Genomic DNA, 19,311 nt, shown 5'->3' on the forward strand with positions numbered 1-19,311 from the left:
GCGTGGACGCCGGTTATGTGGCACCCCACATCTGACCGTTGTTCTTGACCGCATCGGAGTAGTTCTTCTGCGCTGCCGTCAGGACCTTCTTCAGAGCCTGAAGTGACTGATCCATTTGTTCGGCACCGGTCTTCCACTGCTGCTGTGCCTGTGCCTGTGCGTCGGACGCCTCCCCATGCCATGACGCGCGCAACATGGTCATGGTCCGTTCGACGTCTTCCAAGACGCTCTTGACCTTGTTGTGAAACGCTTCCACATCATTGGCAGCGTGGGTCAGCTGATCTGGGTCCACCACGAACATGATCAGGCTCTCCGGTTCTCACGACGGTGGTCCGCGTCTGACGTCGGGGTCGGCAGCGGCGGTGCGCCGGGCGAGGTGGGGTCGCCGGCCGCGCCATCCTTAAGGGCGTCGGCCTTTTCGTCCTGTTCCTTCTCGGCGCCACCTTGCGCCGCTTGCTGTCCAGCCTGGGCCGCCGCGGTCGCAATCTGTGCGCCCGCCTGCGCGAGGCCGGCAGCCATCTGGCCGACCTGCGACAGCGGCTGTGTCAGTGAGCCCATCATCTGTTCGGCAAGGCTGGGCAGCTGCGAGGCCAGACCGTTCGCGCCGTCCCCGGCGCCGGATGACGCGCCTCCGGTTTGCGACGCAGCTGCCGTTGCGGGCGCACCGGTTGGACTGCCGCCACCTGCAGACCCGCCGCCGTCCATGGATGAACTGATCGCTGCGCCGCCCTGCGCATCAGCGTTGCCGTACTGCTGTCCGGCCACAGAGAGCAAGCTCGACATGGCCTGCAACCCCTGAACCACCTGGCCTGCGCCGTTGTGCCACTGGTCCCATACCTTGCGGAAGGCCGAAGCGGCGTCGCCCTTCCAATCTGATGTCAGCAATTGAGAAACGCTCAGGTCCACGTGCGACAGCCCATCCTGCAATTCCTGTGCGGAGTGGCTCAGGCTGTTCGAGGCAGCCGAAAATTCAGATTGGACGAGTTCGAGTGGCCGTCCCATAGGTCCCCCCCTACGGCGCGAGTCAGTGCTTGCCGACTGTTCAGTCTATTGCCACCTCGGCGTACGCCAGGGCGGCAATAGCGCGCCGCCGTGTTTACGCAGGGGCGTGACCACCCGCCGCCGCATCCACCATGGGGTCAGGCTCGTCGAGCGGCGGAAAGTCTTGGCCGTCGAGGACCTTGCGCATGCGGTCCTTGTCGAGCTGTCCCTCCCAATTGGCCACCACGAACGTCGCGACGCAGTTGCCGAGCAGGTTTACCGAGACGCGCATGGAGTCCATGATGCGGTCGGCACCCAGGAGCAGGGCCACCGCGGTGACCGGGATGGCGCCGTGGCCGATGGCGGCGACGGTCGCCGACAGCGCGAGGAATGACGAACCGGGAACTCCGGCCATGCCCTTCGACGTCAGCATGAGCACCAGCACCGCGGTGATCTGTTCGCCGAGGCTCAGGTTCACGCCCAAGGCCTGGGCCAGGAACAGCACACAGATCGAGAGGTAGAGCGTCGCTCCGTCGAGGTTGAACGAGTAGCCGGTCGGCACCACCAGGCCCGTTGTGGTGCGTGAACAACCGGCGTTGGTCAGCTTGGTCATGATGCGCGGCAACACCACCTCTGTCGAGGCGGTGCCGAGCGCGAGGAACAGCTCGTCCTTGATGTACACGACGAACTTCCACAAGTTCACCCCCGCAAAGACCCTGGCGACGACCCCGAGCACCACGATGAAGAGCGCAGCCGCAAGATAACAACAGCCGATCAGCTTCGCGAAACTGCTCAGGGAACCGATGCCGTACTGGCCGATGATGTAGGCCATCGCCCCGAACGCGCCGAGCGGCGCAAGTCGCATCACCCAGCCGATCACGGTGAAGAACAGGTGGCTCAGGTGGTCGACGATCTCGAGGATGACGGGCGGCCCCTTCTCGCCGAACTTGGCCAACGCCAGTCCGAACAGGACGGCGAAGAACAGCACCTGCAGCAGGTTGTTGTCGGTGAATGCCTTGAACAACGACTCCGGGATGATGTTCAGCAGAAAGTCGACGGTGTGCGGCAGTTCCTTGTTCTGGGTCTTCTTCGCGATCGCGTCGGCCCCGGCCGCCAGCGTGGCGGCGTTGACGTGGAAACCTGCCCCGGGTTTGACGATGTTGCCGACCACCAGCCCGAAGAGCAGCGCGAAGGTGGTCACTGCTTCGAAGTAGATCAACGCTTTGACGCCGATCCGGCCGACCGACTTGAGGTCACCGACGTGTGCGATGCCCAGCACGACGGTGCAGAAGATGATCGGCGCGATCAGCATCTTGATGAGCTTGATGAAGCCGTCGGCGAGTGGCTTGAGGTCCGCGCCGACTTTGGGCTGCAGCCAGCCCACCAGGATCCCGGCGACGATCGCGACGAGCAACTGCACGAAGAGCGACGTGTACCAGGGTGGCTTGTTCGCGAGCCGGATCATCTCGCTTTTGGGAGGTTCGATCTTGGTCGCCATCGCGCGAAAGTACTGATCAGGCGTCACCGTCCGATTTCTGCGATGTTTCTGTGACGTCGCGCAGCAGATATATCCAATTCAGCAATTAGTCTCGCCACGTGCTGATCGCAATCGAAGGCGTCGACGGTGCCGGGAAGAACACCCTGACCCAGGGGCTGCGGGCGCAGTTCGAGGCCCGCGGCAAGTCGGTGACCACCGTGGCGTTCCCGCGGTACGGCCGTTCGGTCGAGGCCGACATCGCGGCCGAGGCGCTGCACGGCCGGCACGGCGACCTGTCGGAGTCCGTGTACGCGATGGCGATGCTGTTCGCGCTCGACCGCGCGGGCGCCAAGGCGGAGATCGCGGAACTGAGCGACGCTCATGATGTGGTGATCCTTGACCGCTACGTCGCCTCCAACGCCGCCTACAGCGCAGCCCGGCTGCACCAGGACGCCGACGGGGACGTCGTCGCCTGGGTGCGGGAGCTGGAGTTCGAACGGTTGGCGCTTCCCGTGCCGGACTGGCAGCTCTATCTCAACGTGCCGACCGACCTCGCGGCGGAAAGGGCGGCGCGCCGGGAAGCTCAGGACGCGACGCGAACCCGCGACGCCTACGAGCGCGACGGCGGCCTGCAGGGCCGCACCGCGGCGGTGTACACCGCGCTGGCGGCCGAAAACTGGGTCGGCCGTTGGGCTTTGGTCGCGCCCGACGTCGACCCGGGAGAGCTGGCCACCACGTTGCTGGGGTGATCGGGCCACGTCGCTTACCAGCAAGTTGTCAGGTAGAAGGCAAAACGCCCATCGGAGATCACAGCTTTATCGCGATCTGGTGACACCATGGACGCCATGAGGCAACGCATTCTGGTCGTCGACGACGACCCATCTCTGGCCGAGATGCTCACCATCGTGCTGCGGGGCGAAGGCTTCGACACCGCCGTCATCGGTGACGGCAGCCAGGCGCTGACCGCGGTCCGCGAGCTGCGTCCGGATCTGGTGCTGTTGGACCTCATGCTGCCCGGAATGAACGGCATCGACGTCTGCCGTGTGCTGCGCGCCGACTCGGGCGTGCCGATCGTCATGCTGACCGCGAAGACCGACACGGTCGACGTGGTGCTGGGCCTGGAGTCCGGCGCCGACGACTACGTCATGAAGCCCTTCAAGCCGAAGGAACTCGTGGCGCGGGTGCGCGCGCGGTTGCGCCGCAACGACGACGAACCGGCAGAGATGCTGTCCATCGCCGACGTCGACATCGACGTGCCGGCACACAAGGTGACGCGTCAGGGCGAGCAGATTTCGCTGACGCCGCTGGAGTTCGACCTGCTGGTCGCTCTCGCCCGGAAGCCGCGCCAGGTATTTACTCGTGACGTGCTGCTCGAACAGGTGTGGGGCTACCGCCACCCGGCGGATACCCGCCTGGTGAACGTCCACGTGCAGCGCCTGCGGGCCAAGGTCGAGAAGGACCCCGAGAACCCGCAGGTGGTGCTGACCGTTCGAGGAGTGGGATACAAGGCCGGACCGCCGTGATCGGACGGCTCGTCACGCCCGAGCCTGAGACCGTAGGGCGCCGGTGATCTGGGGATCCCGACGGCGTATCCGTGGCGGTTTCGGCTCGGGCGCTTTCGTGCGCGGGCTGGGTGCTGTCGGCCGGGTGGTCGGCTATGCCTGGCGCCGCTCGCTGCAACTTCGCGTGGTGTCCCTGACGCTGGGGTTGTCCCTTGCGGTCATTCTCGTGCTCGGTTTCGTGCTGACCAGTCAGATCACCGACCGGATCCTCGAAGCCAAGGTCCGCGCCGGTACCGAGGAGGTCGAGCACGCCCGCACGACGGTGAGCGGCATCGTCGGCGGCGAGGAGACGCGCTCGCTCAACAGCAGCCTGCAGTTGGCGCGCAACACTCTCATCGACCGCAAGGTCGATTCGGGCTCGCGGCTGGCCGGTGCGTTCGACGCGGTGCTGGTGGTGCCTGGTGACGGTCCGCGGGCGGCCACGTCGGCCGGGCCGGTGGGCGAGATTCCGAACTCCTTGCGGGACTTCGTCAAAGCCGGCCAGGTCAGCTATCAGTACGCGACGGTCCACACCGACGGGTTCTCCGGTCCGGCGCTGATCGTCGGTAGCCCGACGTCGTCGCAGGTCACCAATCTCGAGCTGTACCTGATCTTTCCGCTGAGCAACGAAGAGAGCACCATCGCTCTCGTACGCGGCACCATGGCGACCGGTGGCATCGTGCTGCTCGGCCTGCTCGCGGCCATCGCCTTGTTGGTGGCGCGGCAGATCGTGCTGCCGGTGCGCTCGGCGTCGCGCATCGCCGAGCGGTTCGCGGAAGGGCACCTCACCGAGCGCATGCCCGTGCGCGGTGAGGACGACATGGCGCGCCTGGCGGTGTCGTTCAACGACATGGCCGAGAGCCTGCACAAGCAGATCACTCAGCTCGAAGAGTTCGGAAATCTGCAGCGCCGCTTCACTTCTGACGTCAGTCACGAGCTGCGGACGCCGCTGACGACGGTGCGCATGGCCGCAGACCTGATCTACGACCACAGCGAGGAACTCGACCCGGCGCTGCGGCGCTCGACCGAGTTGATGGTCAACGAGCTCGACCGCTTCGAGACGCTGCTGGCCGATCTACTGGAAATCTCCCGGCACGACGCCGGTGTGGCCGAGTTGTCGGTGGAGTCGGTCGACCTGCGTGACACCGTGCAGAGCGCGCTCGACAACGTCGGCCACCTGGCCGACGACGCGAACATCAAACTCGCCGTGCATCTCCCCGACGAGGCCGTCATCGCCGAAGTGGATCCGCGCCGCGTCGAGCGCATTCTGCGCAACCTCATCGCCAACGCGATCGACCATGCTGAGAAGAAGCCCGTTCAGATCAAGATGGCCGCCGATGTGGATACCGTGGCAGTGACGGTCCGCGATTTCGGCGTGGGTCTGCGACCGGGCGAGGAGAAGATGGTGTTCAGCCGGTTCTGGCGCTCTGACCCCTCGCGGGTGCGGCGCTCCGGCGGCACCGGCCTCGGTCTGGCCATCAGCATCGAGGACGCGCGCCTGCACCAGGGCCGGCTGGAGGCCTGGGGCGAGCCCGGTCACGGCGCCTGCTTCCGGCTCACGCTGCCGCTGGTGCGCGGTCACAAGGTGACCACCAGTCCGCTGCCGCTCAAACCCACTGGGCCCAAATCGGTTACGGCCCTCTCGTCCGGCGAACTGCCCGCGGGGGAGCCGTCATGAAAGGGGCACTGGCGCTCTGCGCGGTGCTGATGCTGGTCCTGACGGGATGTGCCGGCGTACCCAGTTCGTCGGCACCGCAGGCCGTGGGCACGGTCGACCGGCCGGCCCCGCGGAATCTGCCGACGCCGTCGCCGGGCATGGACCCGGACCTGCTGCTGCGCGAATTCCTCAAAGCGACCGCGGATCCCGCGAACCGGCATCTCGCGGCACGCCAGTTCCTCACCGAATCGGCCTCCCGCTCCTGGGATGACGCCGGTAGTGCCCTGCTGATCGACCGCGTCGTGTTCGTGGAAACCCGTGGCACGGACAAGGTTTCGGTGACCATGCACGCCGACATCCTGGGTTCGCTGTCGGATGTCGGGGTGTTCGAGACGGGCGAGGGCGCGCTGCCCGATCCCGGTCCCATCGATCTGGTGAAGACGCCGCGGGGCTGGCGAATCGACAAGCTGCCCAACGGGGTTTTCCTGGACTGGCAGCAGTTCCAGTCCACCTATAAGCGGGACACGCTGTACTTCGTCGACCCGACCGGCAAGACCGTCGTGCCCGACCCGCGCTACGTCGCGGTGTCCGACCCCGACCAACTCGCCACCGAACTCGTCACCAAGCTGCTGTCCGGGCCGCGCCCCGAGATGGCCAGCAGCGTGCGGAATCTCATGGCCGCACCGCTGCGGTTGCGTGGTCCCGTGACGCGGGCCGACGGCGGCAAGACCGGTGTCGGGCGGGGCTACGGCGGCGCCCGTATCGACCTCGAGAGCTTGTCGACCACCGACCCGCACAGCCGGCAACTGCTTGCGGCACAGATCATCTGGACGTTGTTCCGCGCCGGGGTGAATGGCCCGTACGTGATCAACGCCGACGGCGCCGCCCTCGATGACCGGTTCGCCGAAGGCTGGAACACCTCCGACGTCGCGGCCACCGATCCGGGTGCCGATCCCGGTGCGGCGGCCGGTCTGCATGCCCTGGCCGGGGGATCGCTGGTGTCTCTGGAGGGCGACAATGCGCCGCGGGTCGCCGGCGCGTTCGGGCAACTGCCCGGCCAGACCTCGGCCGCCCTGTCGCGCAGCGGGCAGGAAGTCGCCTCGGTGGTGACCTTGCGGCCCGGAGCCCCGGACATGGCGCAGTCGCTGTGGGTGGGTCCGGTCAACGGCGACGCGGCACAGGCGCTCGACGCGCACACGCTGACGCGTCCCAGCTGGTCGCTCGATGATGCGATCTGGATCGTCGTCGACGGCATCAACGTCGTGCGCGCGATCCAGGAGGCAGCGTCGGGCCAGCCCGCCCGCATTCCCGTCGACTCGTCGGCCGTGGCCACCAAGTTCCCCGGTCCGATCAGCGCGCTGCAGCTGTCCCGGGACGCCACTCGTGCCGCCATGGTGATCAACGGCCAGGTGATCCTGGCGAGCGTCGAGTTGCGTGAGGGCGGCCAGCTCGCGCTGACCTATCCACGCCGGCTCGGTTTCGGTCTGGGCAACACGGCGCTGTCGCTGTCCTGGCGCACCGGCGACGACATCGTGGTGACCCGCACCGACGGCGCGCATCCCGTGTCATACGTCAACCTCGACGGCGTGAACTCCGACGGACCCACCCGGAACCTGGTCGTTCCGGTGTCCACCGTGGCGGCCAATACCTCGACGGTGTACCTCGCCGATCAGCGCGGGATTCTGCAGCTGTCGGGTTCGGCAGCGGACAACAACCTGATGTGGACCGATATCCGGCCGCTGATGGTCGCGGGCGCGCTGCCCGTGCTCCCTGGCTGAAAAGTCGCTTTGAACCTTCTGTGACTCGGCTCCGTTGTTCCGGTTGAGTCGGCCAATCGTTAGCTGAAATTGGCCCGGTATGTCACCGAATCCGATGAGCGCGTGTCCCCGCGGGTGGATCATTGTTGCCATCGGGTTCACAGCCGATGAGGAGTGAACATGAAGGTAGCGGGCCCGCTCGTCACCCTGGGCGCGGTCGCCGCCCTGGGCGTCGGGATCTACGCGGTGAACGTGTCCAAGGAATCTGGGCCGGCGGCACCGACGACCTCGACCAGTCAGGCCGCGCCGCCCACGAGTCAGGCCGCACCGAGCACCCCTGCCGCCCCAGCTGCCGTGCCGTTCCCCGCGGCCGCGGACTACCAGGGCAAGGTCGCGACCAAGACCGGCGTCATCACGCTGGACATCTCGGTCAAGGGGGCAACCGCCCGCGCCTACGCGTGCGATGGCAACGCCGTCGAAACCTGGCTGAGCGGGCCGGCCGACGCCGGCACCGTCACCCTGACGAGCAAGGACAAGACCAGCCGCCTCGAGGGCCGCCATGACGGCAAGAGCGTGGCAGGCACCTTGACGATCGGCGAAAAGAGTTGGCCTTTCACCGCTTTCGCGGTGCAGCCACCGGCCGGCCTGTACGTGAGCCAGAACAACGGTGTGCGAAACAGTTGGATCGTCGGCGAGGACAAGGCGGTGACGGGCGTGCAGCGTTCGGCCGACGGTGCGACGTCACCGGCCCCTGAACTGAGTCCGGACGCCAAGCGCGTGGAGGGCGACAGTGATGGCATTTGATCCCTCGGCGGATGCGCCCACGCAGCGCGCGCAAATCCCGGTACGCGGAGTCGGATTCGTCGCCGTGCTGTTGGTCGGGGCCGTCGTGGCGGTCGGGCTTGGCGTGTTCGGGTCGGTCCATGAACCGAAGTTCTTCTCGGTCAACTTCGCAGGCTTCTCGAGCGGGCTGTACGCGAAGGCGTGGCTGGCCACGTTGGCCGCGGTTCTTGGCCTCTTCCAGGTGTTCTCGGCCCTGGTGATGTACGGCAAGCTGCCGGTGAAGGCGCCGACGTGGATCGGTGCCGCCCATGTGTGGTCGGGTCGGCTGGCCGTGTTGGCCACCGTCCCGGTCGCGGTGCACTGCCTGTATGCCGTGGGTTTCCAAACCACCGATGTCCGCGTGCTCACCCATTCACTGCTGGGATGCTTCTTCTACGGCGCGTTCGTCGCGAAGATGCTGTTGTTGACGCGCAAAGGTGTGCCGGGCTGGGCGATCCCAGTCCTGGGCGGCGCGGTGTTCACCAGCCTGGTGTATCTCTGGCTGACCTCGGCGCTGTGGCTGTTCGTCGGAGAGGGGCTGAAGTTCTGATGGCTGAGAAGGTGGGCCGCCGTGAGGTGCTGGCTGGTACGGGAATCGCTTTGGGCGCCACGGTGATAGCGGGCTGCCAGACCTACGGCAAGCCGCCCGCCGCCAGCCAGGCGCCGGCCCCGACGCCCGACGGCGGGACGACCCCGACGGCCGACAGCGCGCTGGTCAAGACCTCCGCGGTGCCGGTGGGCTCGGGCGTGATCATCGGCGAGGTGGTGGTGACGCAGCCGACGGCCGGTGTGTTCAAAGGTATGTCGGCCATTTGCACCCACCAGGGCTGCACTGTGAGCGAGGTCGTCGACGGAACCATCAAGTGCCCGTGCCATGGCAGCAAGTTCAATCTCGACGGGTCGGTGGCGCAGGGGCCGGCCAAGAAGCCGCTGGAGGCCAAGACTGTCAAGGTGCAGGGGGACTCGATCGTCCTGGGCTGATTTGGCTCAGTCGAAGATGTCGGTTCCGGTGTCGTGGGCTGGTGGTGGGTTCTCGATGGGGTGGCGGTTGCGGAATTCGGCGGACATTTGGCTGGCGATGTGGAAGGTTGGTGCGGTTGCCGGTGCGGTGATGATGTGTTTGTCGTCGGTGATGTAGTAGATGGTTGGTGTCTCGGTGGTGGGGTTGAGGCGCCATCCGTCGCGTAGTCGTTGGGGTGTGAGTCCGGTGGTGGGGTAGCTGGGGTCGTGGGCGGCGAGGTGCGCGGTGATGGTGGTGATGGCGTCGTTGGCGGGCAGGAATGGGCTGTCCTGTGGCGACGGGAAGTAGAAGATTTCGTCGGCTTTCGGTACAGCGACCCCTGCACCCGTCACGTCTCGAACTGGCTTCAGGTGACCACCGACTTGGTGGTACGGGACGATCGCCATGGTCAGACGGGCGGCCTCCTGAATCTCGATGGTGGCCCAGACGTCACCCTGGCCCAGGACCTCGGTGTTCGGGAACTGCGAGATTTCCTTGAGTGTTGGGTGTGGCGGCTCGGGAATGGTGCGTTTTATCCGACGCCCGCCGTCTAGGCTGAGTCGCAGGCGTGGCCCGTCAATCCGCCTGATTGAGTATGGGTCGCCCTTGTACCAGCAAGTCGTGATTGCACGGTAGAAAGCCTCGATGTCATCAGCGGGCACGCGTTTGTAGGCAATCGCCTGAACAAACTGATCACGGTCATCTCTGCGCTCAAACCCCTCAGGAATGGGTTCTCCCGGGGGAACGAATAATTTGACTTGCGAAGGGCTGACGTCACAGCGAAAAGCCCGGCCCTGATAAATGCAGTAGTAGTCGCGGGCCAGTAGCTGTGTGCCGTCCAGAGCGAGCCGGGGTTGTGGCGTTTGGGTCGGGTTGCCGAAGAGTTCGTCGATGACGGCGCTGACCTGTTCGGGGCTGACGGTGGGTGGGGTGAAGTTGCGTTGGTGTAGGTAGTTGAGGAATTCGGCGCCTGGGGAGAGTCCGTAATTGCGGACGTAGTAACTCACTTCATCGTCCCAGCGCCAGGTGCCGTCGGTGCGTTTGGTCAGTGGAACTCGGGCCGCGGGCGGGTTGAGCCAGGGGTCGATGGCCCGTGCGGTGGTGCGTGCCACGACCGCACCGGCGTCGAGGTAGTCGGCGACCCGTGCGGCGTCCTCGCGTGAGAGTCGGGGGAGCGAAGCGTCGGGCGAAACTCCGTCTGGGGCACCGGGATCTGGCCGGGACACCGATAAGGCTTTTGTCACCTACATGTCTCCTTCGGCCTGGCCATTCGTCGATGATTCTCGGCCTTGACGGCTTTCTCTGATGAATTGTGATTCGGTTGCGCGGCTGCCGAGTACGAGGTGCTTGGGTAGGTACGGCGTTTCGACCGTAATTGCCATACCCATGTCGTGGGCGATGCACGTCATCGCCAGCGGGCCCCACGCGATGAAGCCTTCGACGTCTCGGCGTCGGTCGGCCGTTTTCGACCAGTATTTCTTGTGGTCTTCGACTGCTCGAGCCAACCGGGTATTGAATTCTTCGGCGTTGCCCTGGGTGATGAAATACAGCAATTCGATCGGCGGATACAGCAATAGCAAAAGCAGTTCTGGTTTGGCAATCTCCACGCGTTCCGGGTCTGCGCCCTCCATTGCGGTGATGATCGCTCGGACAACGTCGTCGTCTCGGTGGAAGAACTTCTGGAAAGCGGTCACCCAGTCGTAGATGTACTCGTCGTACACCGCACCGGAGGCCCGCAGCGTCTCGACGGAGGTGGCGCAGAGGGACGTTATGCGGTCATGTCGGCGGCAGACGATCGCGAAGTACATTGCAGCGAGCCATTTTCCGGCTGTAGCGCTGGAGTTCGGACCGGTGCCGGCGGTGGTGACCTTGTCATCGAAGCCGAGCGTGAACTCGATTTCGCGGTCCTTGTTGTTTGCGTTGAGGAACATCGCTGAGCCGGCTTGCATCGCCATCCACGTCGCATCCCAGATGCGTAGCAGTGCCCCGTCAGGATCCTCAACCGATGAGTAGTTCGCGATCCACGTTGCGTCGGTAAATAGTTCTTTGGTTAATCGAGGTTTCGATGCGATCAGTTTTCTGGTGAAGTCGATGTCTTCGAACAGTTCCTGGATCCGTTGTTCAATGTCATCCAGCTCGATCGGGTGTCGCTCAATGACAACCACCGCGGAATCACTCTCCTGTGTTCTAGTCCAACGCGAATCGGTCCATGCGGTACCCGCCGTACTCGGCACCGCCTGAGGTGATTTCCACCTTTGCTGTTACCAAATAATAATCGAGCTGATCGGTCAGCAGCGCTTCGCGAAGGCGCCACGCCAATTGTCGTCCTTCCGGACCGCTTTTGAGCATTGCGTTGATGACACTTGCCGCATACTCGCGATGTCCTTGTTGGTAGTCAACCCCGTCGACGCCTTGGCGTGTGCCGAGGTGTCCGCTGGGTCCTTTGGCCTCCACGACGACTACACGCGTTTCGCCGCTCTCGCAGTCCCGAACTTCGTAGACGTGGTCGAAAGTGCCTGGGCCCTTTAGTCCTTCCTGCAGTGGTGTCACGTCGAACCGGCTGCCGGGGAATGTGTTCTCCATGGCGTGGGTCGCCGCATGCTCGCCCAACGCCTCACCGGCGGCGGTCTGCTCAGTGAACGCGGCCTGGCGCTCACTGAGCGTCTCCGGGGACGCCTCACCACCGTCGGCTCGCTCCGCCTGGTACGCGGCATCCGCGGTGACAACGTGTTCGCGGGCAGCTTCGCGGCGGTCGATCAGCTCTTGCGCGGCGTGGCGTTCTTGTGGATTGGCCTCATGAACAAGCGTCTCGCCGTCTGCGATGGTGGCGCGCTCGTAGCCGTCGGGCACCGCGACCGGGGCGCCGACTTCGTCGCGGCGGATCAAGGGTACCTGGTCACCGTCGAAGTCGAGTTGGTTCTCGTTTCTGCGCCGGTATTCCGGCTCGGTGGACGAATCCCGAGTGCGCACCTCGTCGTAATACTTCTCCCGGTAACGGGCGTCGTCGACCTTTTCCTGAAGGCCGGCTGGTGGGTGCCGCCCCTCCAAGCCATCGATCGGATCGTCGGAGATCTCCCGCCCGGCACGGCTCTGTGGGTCCGCGCTGTCGGGGCTCTCGTTGCCGTGATGGGCGTCAGGCTGGGCGTGGTCCGGACCTGGCAAGTCGGGTGCCTGCCGTGTGGTGCCGTCGGGCTCGAATTGATGCCAACTACCGTCCGGTGGGATCCGCGGTACGCGTTCGCCGTCGGGGCCGCGATCGAAACCAGTGACCACGGGTGGGCGCCCATCGGGATAGCTCCATACCGGCCGGTCCGGTGCCGTGACCCGTACCCCGAGCTCGCGGGCAAGGTCGGCGGCGAACGAATGGTTTCCACTGCCGGTGTCACAGGACATCAGCCGGATGGGCGTCTGTCCGTCCCATCCGCTGTTGCGAATCGCATCGGCGAAATCGTGTGGCGAGAGCTGATGCTGATTTCCGGCGCTGTCGTACACCGAGACGCTGTGGTGATCGCCGTGTACGTCAACGGTGAACTCACCGGGGAATCTCGGAACATCGCCGGCCGCAGCCCGCATGTGTGCATCCGCTGGGTCGAAGAAGGCGGCACCCGCGGGAGTTTCGAAAGTGGAGTGCCGGAACGCATCTGCGGCCCCGGCGCTGGAATGTCGATCAGGAGGTGGCCCAGTGTCGCGGAATTCGGGGCTTCGATGCGTGGCATCGGGCGGTTCGGGGTGTGGCCCGTGCTGTGTGGAATCAGGGAAGACCCAGTCGCCGCCCTTGTGCTGTGGCCAGCCGTCGACGACGTGATCGTCTGGAGCCTTGGCTGGTACCCAGGTGTCCTCGTCTGCCAGACGTGCCACCGTGTGTCGCGATCCGTCGGGGTCGATGCGGACCAACTCCGCGCCGGGGGCCCACTGGCCGTCGATCAGTTGGTATTCCGGGTTGAGTCCATCGCCTGCGCCCGTGTAGCCGGTGCCAGTGTGCGGAGGGTCGCCGAAGCGGAGGTCCCTGGTGTAGGGATCGGCAATCCCGAGACGATCGGTAATCCGGCCGTTGGGCACCCGGAGTTCCCCGGTGGTCACTCGTCCTTCGACAACGTAGGCGTGATCAGTGGTAGTGAATACCTCGTAAGGAGACCCGTCCCCATAGTCCAGACGCAATGCGTGCAACAGGTCTGAAGGCGTGCGGAGTTTCGCCGCGTCGGAGGCGACGGAAACGCACCCACCCGCGCCGTTGGCCCTGTACTCGCCGCCACCGCCGAATCTGGAGCCGGGGTTGGCGATCTGTTCAAGAATGGACTTGACGGCTCCTTCGCCGACGACCTTCTGAATGGTGTCGTTGGGGCCGGGGTGCGGATGGGCCATCCGCGCCTCGTACATCACCTGCAGTTGCTGATGACTGAAGTGTTCGGCCAGGTGTTCGCGACCGACGACCGCGGCCGTTCGTTGCCAATCGATGAACTCGTCGAGGGTCACGCCGTGCCGGTCGAGCACCGGCGTCACCGCATCAACCGGGTCCGGCCGCGGCGCGTCGGATCGGTCGCCGGCGTGGTTTGGCGTGCCGCTTGGAGGGTGGTCCTCGGTGTGTGGACCGCTCGGCGCGGGTTGCGGGTGCTCGGCGGCGGGCCGCGGATGCTCCGCTCCCTGACCGGCCCGTGGGCCCGGGTCGTGGTCCGGCTCTCTCGGGCTCGAGGGTCGCTGGGGTTGCTCGGTGCTGGGCTGTTTGTGCTCGGGGGCGTGTGATTCTCCCTGCGCGGCAGCGGGTTTCACCGGCGGGCTGGGATTGGTGTCGCGGGCCGGTCCGGCGGCAGCGCGGTCTGTTGGACGCTGCGGAGGCGGGTTCTTCGCGGTCGTGTCGCGTGGCGTCGGGGTCCCCGCGGGTCTCTCCGTGTTGGGGGTGGGAGTGTGACTGCCGGTCGGGTTCGCGCTGTGGCCGCCACCGGGTGTGCTGTGGCCACCGGGTGCGTGGTGGCCGACGGGGCCCATGGGGCCGCCCATGTTCATCGCGTTGGCCAGCGAGTTGGTGGAGGCGTTGGTGCCGGTGTCACGGTGAGCAGGAGCATCGGTCACGTGCGACGGCGCGGTGTGGTCGGCGCGGTGCGCACCGTCGGTGGTGGGCGAGTCGTGAGTACGGGAATGATCTGTGGGGGAAGGATTTTCGCGGCTACCGGGATGTTCGCCGTTACCGGAGTGGCGCTCCGCGCCGGAGGTGTGATCACCGGGGCGACTGTCGGCATCGCCGCGGTGCCCGGCGTCGCTTGGCGTGTGGCCGCCGCTGTCGCGGGAGCCGGTCGTGTCGTGGCTGCCCCGCTGGTCGTGGGCGGGCGAACTATTGCCCTGGTCGTGTGTGCTTGTGTCCGTGGAGTTGTGCGGGGAATGCTGCGATTGCGATGGCCCATGCGACGAATCAGATGGAGTGTGGGCGGCGGCGGGTGGTTCACTCGATCGCGGACCGTCAGAGGTGGGGCCGTGAGAGCCCTGGCCGTTGCTGCCCGGGCCACTGCTCGATTGCGGCCCGTCGCCGGAATGTGTTGGCCCACCAGAGGACTGAGGACCATCGTGGCGGGACGGCCCCGCATCGGCGGGTCCTGATGAGCGCTCCGGCGGGCCCGAATGCTGCCCGGGACCATCCCCGCCGGGCCGCACCGGGGTGTGATCAGGGCCGGGCGGGTCCGGCGGCCCACCCAGCCCGCGCGGTGTGCCCCCAGGCGGGTCACCGATCGTGGGTGGCCGTGGGGCGTCACCGATCTCGGGCATCGCGCCGGCGTCAAAGCGTGGGGCCTGGGTGTGATTGCCGAGATCGCTGAGGCCCTCTAGGCCGTCGTGGTCTCCGGCATCGACCGAACCGCGGCTGCGGGGCCCCAACCTGGCGAGGTCGGACAGCTTGCGTTCCCCGCTGGCCAGATCCTTGGCGAGCTTTGCGCCCTTGGCCACCGACCCGGTCTTGCTGAGCGCGCCGCCGGGCACGAACAACGACCCGATGTTGAAGCCTGCTTCACCCAACGCGCGCCCAGGATGATCGCCCGACCATTTGTCCCACGCGACAAACTGTTTCCCCATGGCGATGAGCACGTCGTCGGTCTTGGACGGATCTTTGGCGATCATCGTGGCGACGTCGTACATCCCTTTCCAGGTGTCGAAATCAGCCAGCGACACAAGCCCCGAGACGGTCCCGACCAGTCCTGATATCAAGCCGACCTGTACATCGGTGTAGAACTTGATCCCGTCGGCCAACGCGCCGCCGACGTCGTCGCCGAACACAGCGATCAGCACCGGACGGATCATTCTCTGGAATGCGTCGGCCGCTTCGCCGAGCAGTGTGAGGGCTTCACCCAGCAGTCCCGTGACCGCTTTGACGTTGGTTTGGAAGTTGTGCCACAACGCCTTGATGTTGTCGGCGACCTCCCGCACGAGTTTCATGCCGTCACCGGTGAGGATGTCTTTCGCGGCGTCGAACAGACCGTCCAGGGACAGCCGGTTCAGAATTCTGCGGATCGCGTTCTGGGTTTCCTGCACCTGGTTGGCGTAATCCTCGACCGCCTTGGCGACGCTGTCGGAAATCTCCGTCAAGGACTTGATGTTCTCGCCGAGGGTGTTGAGCGACTCCTTCATTTTCCCGGACTCGTCGATGTGTTGGGCGCCGACCACTGCTTTCGGTGCTGTGAGCATGGAATCGAAGACTTTGAACCCGTTGGCGAAGTTGCGCCACTGCGCAGCAGTGACTTTCATCAAACCGGCATGGCCGTTGGGCCACGTGTTCACCGGCAGGAACATCGTGATCAGGTTCCATTTCGGCGGCGGCGGAACCAGCAAGTTCTGCGGCATTCGCGCGGCCTGACCCGGATGGGATTCCTGCGGCGCAGGGCCGAGCCCTCCAGAAGGCCCCGACCCGCCGATCGTCGATGCCGCATCGGCATCGCGGTAGTTGTAGCCCGATGCCATCAGTCGGTAGCCGACACTCTTGAATGCGTTCGCCGCGCCCGCCAACGTGTTGGTGAATTCCTGGCTTTGCCGCCCGTACTGCACGCCCATGTTGAATCCGGCGAGGTCGAAACCCGAGGCCAAACCCTCGGCGACCATGGGCTTGACCGCCTCCGACAGCGCACCCAACTGCTCGCCGGCAGCCAGCACAATCTGACCCGCGGCGATCAGCGCATCGGGTTCAACTTCAATGCGGCCGGGCACCGCATCCCCTGTCGACCGCGGCTAATCCCACATCTCTCCGTTTCGGGAGGCAGCGTCGGTGTAGTTCTTCTTCGCCCCGGCCAGAACGTCCTTCAACTTCGTCAGCTGCTCGTTCATCAGGCGAGCGCCGTCCTCCCACTGCTGCTGAAACTGGGCCTGGGCGTCCGAGGCCTCGCCATGCCAGGTGGCGTGCAACACCGCCATCGCCTGGTCGACGTCCTCCAACACTTCCTGGACGGATTTCCCGAACTGCTCCAGATGGGTGATCGCGCCCTCCATTGCCGCGAAATCGACGACAAGCACGCTCACACCTCCCGGCCATCAGCGGGTCGCGTCTGCGGCCGGGCCGGCTGTGGGCCGGCGGGCGCTGTGGATTCGGACAGCCCATCGACGATGGGGGCTTTCAGCCCCGGTTGCTCAGCCGATGGCCCTGCCGCGCCATCGGTTTCGCTGCCGCGATCCTTCTCGGCTTCGGCTTTCTCCTTCTCGGCCTTGTCCCTGTCGTCTTCGTTGCCGCCGGTCGTGCCGTCGTCGGCACCATCCTCGCCAGCGGACGCCGCGCCACCTTGTTGGTCCTGCGCCGCAGCTTGCGTCGAGGCCTGCACGATCCCGGTCGCCAACTGGGCGGCCTGTCCTACGGCCTGGGACAACCCTTGGCCCAACTGGCCGACCTGCCCCAGCGCGCCCACCATCTGCTGGGCCAGACTCGCCAACTGCTCAGCTCCACCAGCGCCGCCAGGCGAACTACCGGACTGGGCCGCACCGGCACCCGAACCGGACCCGGCACCGGAGCCCGGGCTACCGCCGGAACCACCTCCGCCGGCAGCAGCACCGCCGCCGCCCATCGCCGACTGCAGCGCTGCCGCGCTGTCCGAGTCGGTCTTGGCGTATTCCTTGCCGGCCAGCGACAGCATGTCACCCATCGACTGCAAACCGCGCACAACCTGGCCCGCGCCGTTGTGCCAGCCGTCCCATGCTGTCCCGAAAGCTGTTGCCGCGCCGCCCTTCCATCCCGATCCCAGTAACTGCGTGGTTTCCAAATCCACGCTGGAAAGCCCGTCCTGCAGTCGCTGCGCCGCGTCTTTGAAACGTGCCGAGGCTGCCATCAACGCCGACACTTCAACTTCGAGCTGCCCCATCTGCCCCCCATTCAGCTGATTCCCAGCATATGGCCAGGGGCGGGGGTGAACCGGCACCAACTGCTGTCGTACCCCACCGGCATGCTGACGTCATGCTCGACCTGGTCCTGCCCGTCGAATGCGGTGGCTGTGGCGCACCGGCGACCCGCTGGTGTCCCGCCTGCGCGGCCGAACTGACGGTCCGTCCCGACGAGCCGCACGTCGTCACGCCGCGTGAGGATCCGGGCGTGCCCGTCTTCGCGCTCGGGCGCTACGCCGGGGCCAGAAGGCGGGCCGTCGTCGGGATCAAGGAGCACGGCCGCACCGATCTGGTCGTGCCGCTGGCCGACGCGGTCGCGGCTGCCCTGCGCACCCTGATCACCTGGGGCCTGATCGTGCCGCCGCTCACGGTGGTGCCGGCCCCGACCAGATCGCTGGCCGCGCGCAGACGCGGCGGCGACCCCGTCGCGAAGATCGCCCGCGCCGCGGCCGCGGCTCTCCCGGGAGTGACGGTCCAGCCGGCGTTGGTCATGCGGGCCTTCACCAGAGACTCCGTCGGCCTCTCCAGCGCGCAACGACAGCGCAACATCCGCGGCCGGGTTCGGCAGCGCACACCGGTGGCGGGGGAGACCGTCGTGTTCGACGATGTGGTGACGACCGGTACGACGGCGGCCGAGGCCGTTCGGGTCCTGCAAACATCCGGAGCACAGGTGGCGGCGGTGCTCGCAATAGCACACGCGTGAGCCTCGAGACGGTACGACACGGCCGGAGCAGTACCTACATCAACTCGATATGAAGTTCTCAAAACCGGTATGCGAAATCGGTGGCACGACTAGGTGAACTCGGACTACCGTCGGCTGCAACCACCCGTGAAGCCTCACGGCGGTACCGACATATTCACTCGGTACCAAATCGCTGACAGCGGTAGGAGGTGAGTACTCAACACCTTGCGCCGGGCTGCGGCGACTTGCAGACCCGCTCGGCGCGTAGTTCAGACCGTGTGCAAGAAGAGCCACACGTGCACTGCGAGAGAGAAGCGAGTTGCTAAGCATGACAACCCAATCCGTGGATTCTGCCCGCTCGACCATGTTTGCCGACGACACCGAGCCTGCGCCCGAGCCGCACGCCGACGTCGTCGTCAAGGGCCGCAACGTCGAGGTCCCCGAACACTTCCGCATCTACGTTTCCGAGAAGCTCGCTCGATTGGAGCGCTTCGATCGCACCATCTACCTGTTCGACGTCGAACTCGACCACGAGAAGAACCGCCGCCAGCGCAAGAACTGCCAGCATGTCGAGATCACGGCACGCGGTCGCGGTCCGGTGGTGCGCGGCGAAGCGTGTGCCGACAGCTTCTACGCCGCCCTCGAGGGGGCCGTGAGCAAACTCGAGAACCGGCTCAGGCGCAGCAAGGACCGCCGCAAGATCCACTATGGCGACAAGACGCCGGTGGGGCTCGCCGAGGCGACGTCCATCGTCCCGCCCGAGGACCTGCCCGAGGTGCCGAACCAGACCGCAGCCGCCGAGGTCGACGACCACGTGCCCGGTCAGGTGGTCCGCGTCAAGGAGCACCCGGCCAACCCGATGACGGTCGATGATGCGCTCTACGAGATGGAGCTTGTCGGACACGACTTCTTCCTGTTCCACGACAAGGAGAGCGACCGGCCGACGGTGGTCTACCGCAGACATGCCTACGACTACGGATTGATCCGTCTGTCCTGAGGTCCCGCTGATGCGCCCCCGGCCGAACCGCCGGGGGCGCACTCTTATCTGCCGATT

Annotated in this window: 17 protein-coding genes; 9 read left to right on the forward strand and 8 right to left on the reverse strand. The window is 65.9% G+C overall.

Annotation, left to right across the window (positions count from 1 at the left end; all coding sequences use genetic code 11):
• Nucleotides 1-13: 13 nt before the first annotated feature.
• The 3 genes from G6N46_RS27000 to dctA all read right to left on the reverse strand — a co-directional run bounded on the left by G6N46_RS27000 (nucleotide 14) and on the right by dctA (nucleotide 2,479).
• Nucleotides 14-301, reverse strand: coding sequence for a WXG100 family type VII secretion target (locus G6N46_RS27000; RefSeq protein WP_138250068.1), 288 nt, complete (start codon nucleotides 299-301; stop codon nucleotides 14-16).
• A 2-nt stretch (nucleotides 302-303) separates the two neighbouring features.
• A complete protein-coding gene (locus G6N46_RS27005) occupies nucleotides 304-1,002 on the reverse strand; it encodes a WXG100 family type VII secretion target (protein WP_138250067.1) in 699 nt (232 codons plus the stop codon).
• A 94-nt stretch (nucleotides 1,003-1,096) separates the two neighbouring features.
• Nucleotides 1,097-2,479, reverse strand: coding sequence for a C4-dicarboxylate transporter DctA (gene dctA / locus G6N46_RS27010; RefSeq protein ID WP_138250066.1), 1,383 nt, complete (start codon nucleotides 2,477-2,479; stop codon nucleotides 1,097-1,099).
• Nucleotides 2,480-2,577: 98 nt separating this feature from the next.
• Between dctA and G6N46_RS27015 the strand changes: the two genes are divergently transcribed.
• The 7 genes from G6N46_RS27015 (at nucleotide 2,578) to G6N46_RS27045 (ending at nucleotide 9,216) form a co-directional block, all read left to right on the forward strand.
• Entirely contained in the window at nucleotides 2,578-3,207 is a 630-nt protein-coding gene (locus tag G6N46_RS27015) for a dTMP kinase (RefSeq protein ID WP_138250065.1), read from the forward strand.
• An 87-nt stretch (nucleotides 3,208-3,294) separates the two neighbouring features.
• Nucleotides 3,295-3,981 carry a two-component system response regulator MtrA gene (gene mtrA / locus G6N46_RS27020; protein ID WP_020102929.1) on the forward strand — a complete coding sequence of 229 codons (687 nt, stop codon included), beginning with the start codon at nucleotides 3,295-3,297 and terminating at the stop codon, nucleotides 3,979-3,981.
• Nucleotides 3,982-4,024: 43 nt separating this feature from the next.
• Nucleotides 4,025-5,677, forward strand: coding sequence for an MtrAB system histidine kinase MtrB (gene mtrB / locus G6N46_RS27025; RefSeq protein WP_138250064.1), 1,653 nt, complete (start codon nucleotides 4,025-4,027; stop codon nucleotides 5,675-5,677).
• Nucleotides 5,674-7,434 (forward strand): MtrAB system accessory lipoprotein LpqB, encoded by a 1,761-nt coding sequence (lpqB, locus tag G6N46_RS27030; RefSeq protein WP_138250063.1) that lies wholly within the window; start codon nucleotides 5,674-5,676, stop codon nucleotides 7,432-7,434. The genes mtrB and lpqB overlap by 4 nt, the downstream gene beginning before the upstream one ends.
• 159 nt (nucleotides 7,435-7,593) lie before the next feature.
• Complete coding sequence (locus tag G6N46_RS27035) at nucleotides 7,594-8,217, forward strand: hypothetical protein (RefSeq protein WP_138250062.1); 624 nt, start codon at nucleotides 7,594-7,596, stop codon at nucleotides 8,215-8,217.
• Entirely contained in the window at nucleotides 8,207-8,785 is a 579-nt protein-coding gene (locus G6N46_RS27040) for a DUF6529 family protein (protein WP_138250061.1), read from the forward strand. Before G6N46_RS27035 ends, G6N46_RS27040 begins: the two co-directional genes overlap by 11 nt.
• On the forward strand, nucleotides 8,785-9,216 hold the full coding sequence (locus tag G6N46_RS27045; RefSeq protein WP_163693049.1) for a QcrA and Rieske domain-containing protein: 432 nt from the start codon (nucleotides 8,785-8,787) through the stop codon (nucleotides 9,214-9,216). The genes G6N46_RS27040 and G6N46_RS27045 overlap by 1 nt, the downstream gene beginning before the upstream one ends.
• Nucleotides 9,217-9,222: 6 nt before the next feature.
• On the opposite strand, the gene G6N46_RS27050 is transcribed toward G6N46_RS27045, so the two are convergent.
• The 5 genes from G6N46_RS27050 to G6N46_RS27070 form a co-directional block, all read right to left on the reverse strand.
• The gene (locus G6N46_RS27050; protein WP_138250060.1) at nucleotides 9,223-10,347 is read right to left on the reverse strand and encodes a hypothetical protein; all 1,125 of its coding nucleotides are present in this window, start codon (nucleotides 10,345-10,347) and stop codon (nucleotides 9,223-9,225) included.
• 132 nt (nucleotides 10,348-10,479) lie between these two features.
• The gene (locus tag G6N46_RS27055) at nucleotides 10,480-11,400 is read right to left on the reverse strand and encodes an immunity 49 family protein (RefSeq protein WP_138250059.1); all 921 of its coding nucleotides are present in this window, start codon (nucleotides 11,398-11,400) and stop codon (nucleotides 10,480-10,482) included.
• A gap of 22 nt (nucleotides 11,401-11,422) precedes the next feature.
• Nucleotides 11,423-16,417, reverse strand: coding sequence for a DUF8616 domain-containing protein (locus G6N46_RS27060; RefSeq protein ID WP_138250058.1), 4,995 nt, complete (start codon nucleotides 16,415-16,417; stop codon nucleotides 11,423-11,425).
• Between the two features lie 21 nt (nucleotides 16,418-16,438).
• Nucleotides 16,439-16,720: a WXG100 family type VII secretion target gene (locus G6N46_RS27065; protein ID WP_322790405.1), complete on the reverse strand. Its 282-nt coding sequence runs from the start codon at nucleotides 16,718-16,720 to the stop codon at nucleotides 16,439-16,441.
• A gap of 2 nt (nucleotides 16,721-16,722) precedes the next feature.
• Complete coding sequence (locus G6N46_RS27070) at nucleotides 16,723-17,556, reverse strand: WXG100 family type VII secretion target (RefSeq protein ID WP_138250056.1); 834 nt, start codon at nucleotides 17,554-17,556, stop codon at nucleotides 16,723-16,725.
• A 92-nt stretch (nucleotides 17,557-17,648) separates the two neighbouring features.
• Between G6N46_RS27070 and G6N46_RS27075 the strand changes: the two genes are divergently transcribed.
• Together G6N46_RS27075 and hpf are read left to right on the forward strand one after the other, a co-directional pair.
• A complete protein-coding gene (locus tag G6N46_RS27075) occupies nucleotides 17,649-18,278 on the forward strand; it encodes a ComF family protein (RefSeq protein ID WP_138250055.1) in 630 nt (209 codons plus the stop codon).
• Nucleotides 18,279-18,585: 307 nt separating this feature from the next.
• Nucleotides 18,586-19,254, forward strand: a complete 669-nt coding sequence (gene hpf / locus G6N46_RS27080; RefSeq protein ID WP_138250054.1) for a ribosome hibernation-promoting factor, HPF/YfiA family — start codon at nucleotides 18,586-18,588, stop codon at nucleotides 19,252-19,254.
• Nucleotides 19,255-19,311 lie beyond the last annotated feature (57 nt).

It is taken from the genome of Mycolicibacterium phocaicum, assembly GCF_010731115.1.
GTDB lineage: Bacteria > Actinomycetota > Actinomycetes > Mycobacteriales > Mycobacteriaceae > Mycobacterium > Mycobacterium phocaicum.

What these genes read in the sequence shown, in the direction of transcription:
- G6N46_RS27040 (WP_138250061.1), top strand. Translation starts at nt 8,207, where the DNA reads ATGGCATTTGATCCCTCGGCGGATGCGCCCACGCAGCGCGCGCAAATC.
- mtrA (WP_020102929.1), top strand. Translation starts at nt 3,295, where the DNA reads ATGGACGCCATGAGGCAACGCATTCTGGTCGTCGACGACGACCCATCT.
- G6N46_RS27070 (WP_138250056.1), bottom strand. Translation starts at nt 17,556, where the DNA reads ATGGGGCAGCTCGAAGTTGAAGTGTCGGCGTTGATGGCAGCCTCGGCA.
- G6N46_RS27045 (WP_163693049.1), top strand. Translation starts at nt 8,785, where the DNA reads ATGGCTGAGAAGGTGGGCCGCCGTGAGGTGCTGGCTGGTACGGGAATC.
- dctA (WP_138250066.1), bottom strand. Translation starts at nt 2,479, where the DNA reads ATGGCGACCAAGATCGAACCTCCCAAAAGCGAGATGATCCGGCTCGCG.
- lpqB (WP_138250063.1), top strand. Translation starts at nt 5,674, where the DNA reads ATGAAAGGGGCACTGGCGCTCTGCGCGGTGCTGATGCTGGTCCTGACG.
- G6N46_RS27005 (WP_138250067.1), bottom strand. Translation starts at nt 1,002, where the DNA reads ATGGGACGGCCACTCGAACTCGTCCAATCTGAATTTTCGGCTGCCTCG.
- hpf (WP_138250054.1), top strand. Translation starts at nt 18,586, where the DNA reads ATGACAACCCAATCCGTGGATTCTGCCCGCTCGACCATGTTTGCCGAC.
- G6N46_RS27000 (WP_138250068.1), bottom strand. Translation starts at nt 301, where the DNA reads ATGTTCGTGGTGGACCCAGATCAGCTGACCCACGCTGCCAATGATGTG.
- G6N46_RS27035 (WP_138250062.1), top strand. Translation starts at nt 7,594, where the DNA reads ATGAAGGTAGCGGGCCCGCTCGTCACCCTGGGCGCGGTCGCCGCCCTG.
- G6N46_RS27075 (WP_138250055.1), top strand. Translation starts at nt 17,649, where the DNA reads ATGCTCGACCTGGTCCTGCCCGTCGAATGCGGTGGCTGTGGCGCACCG.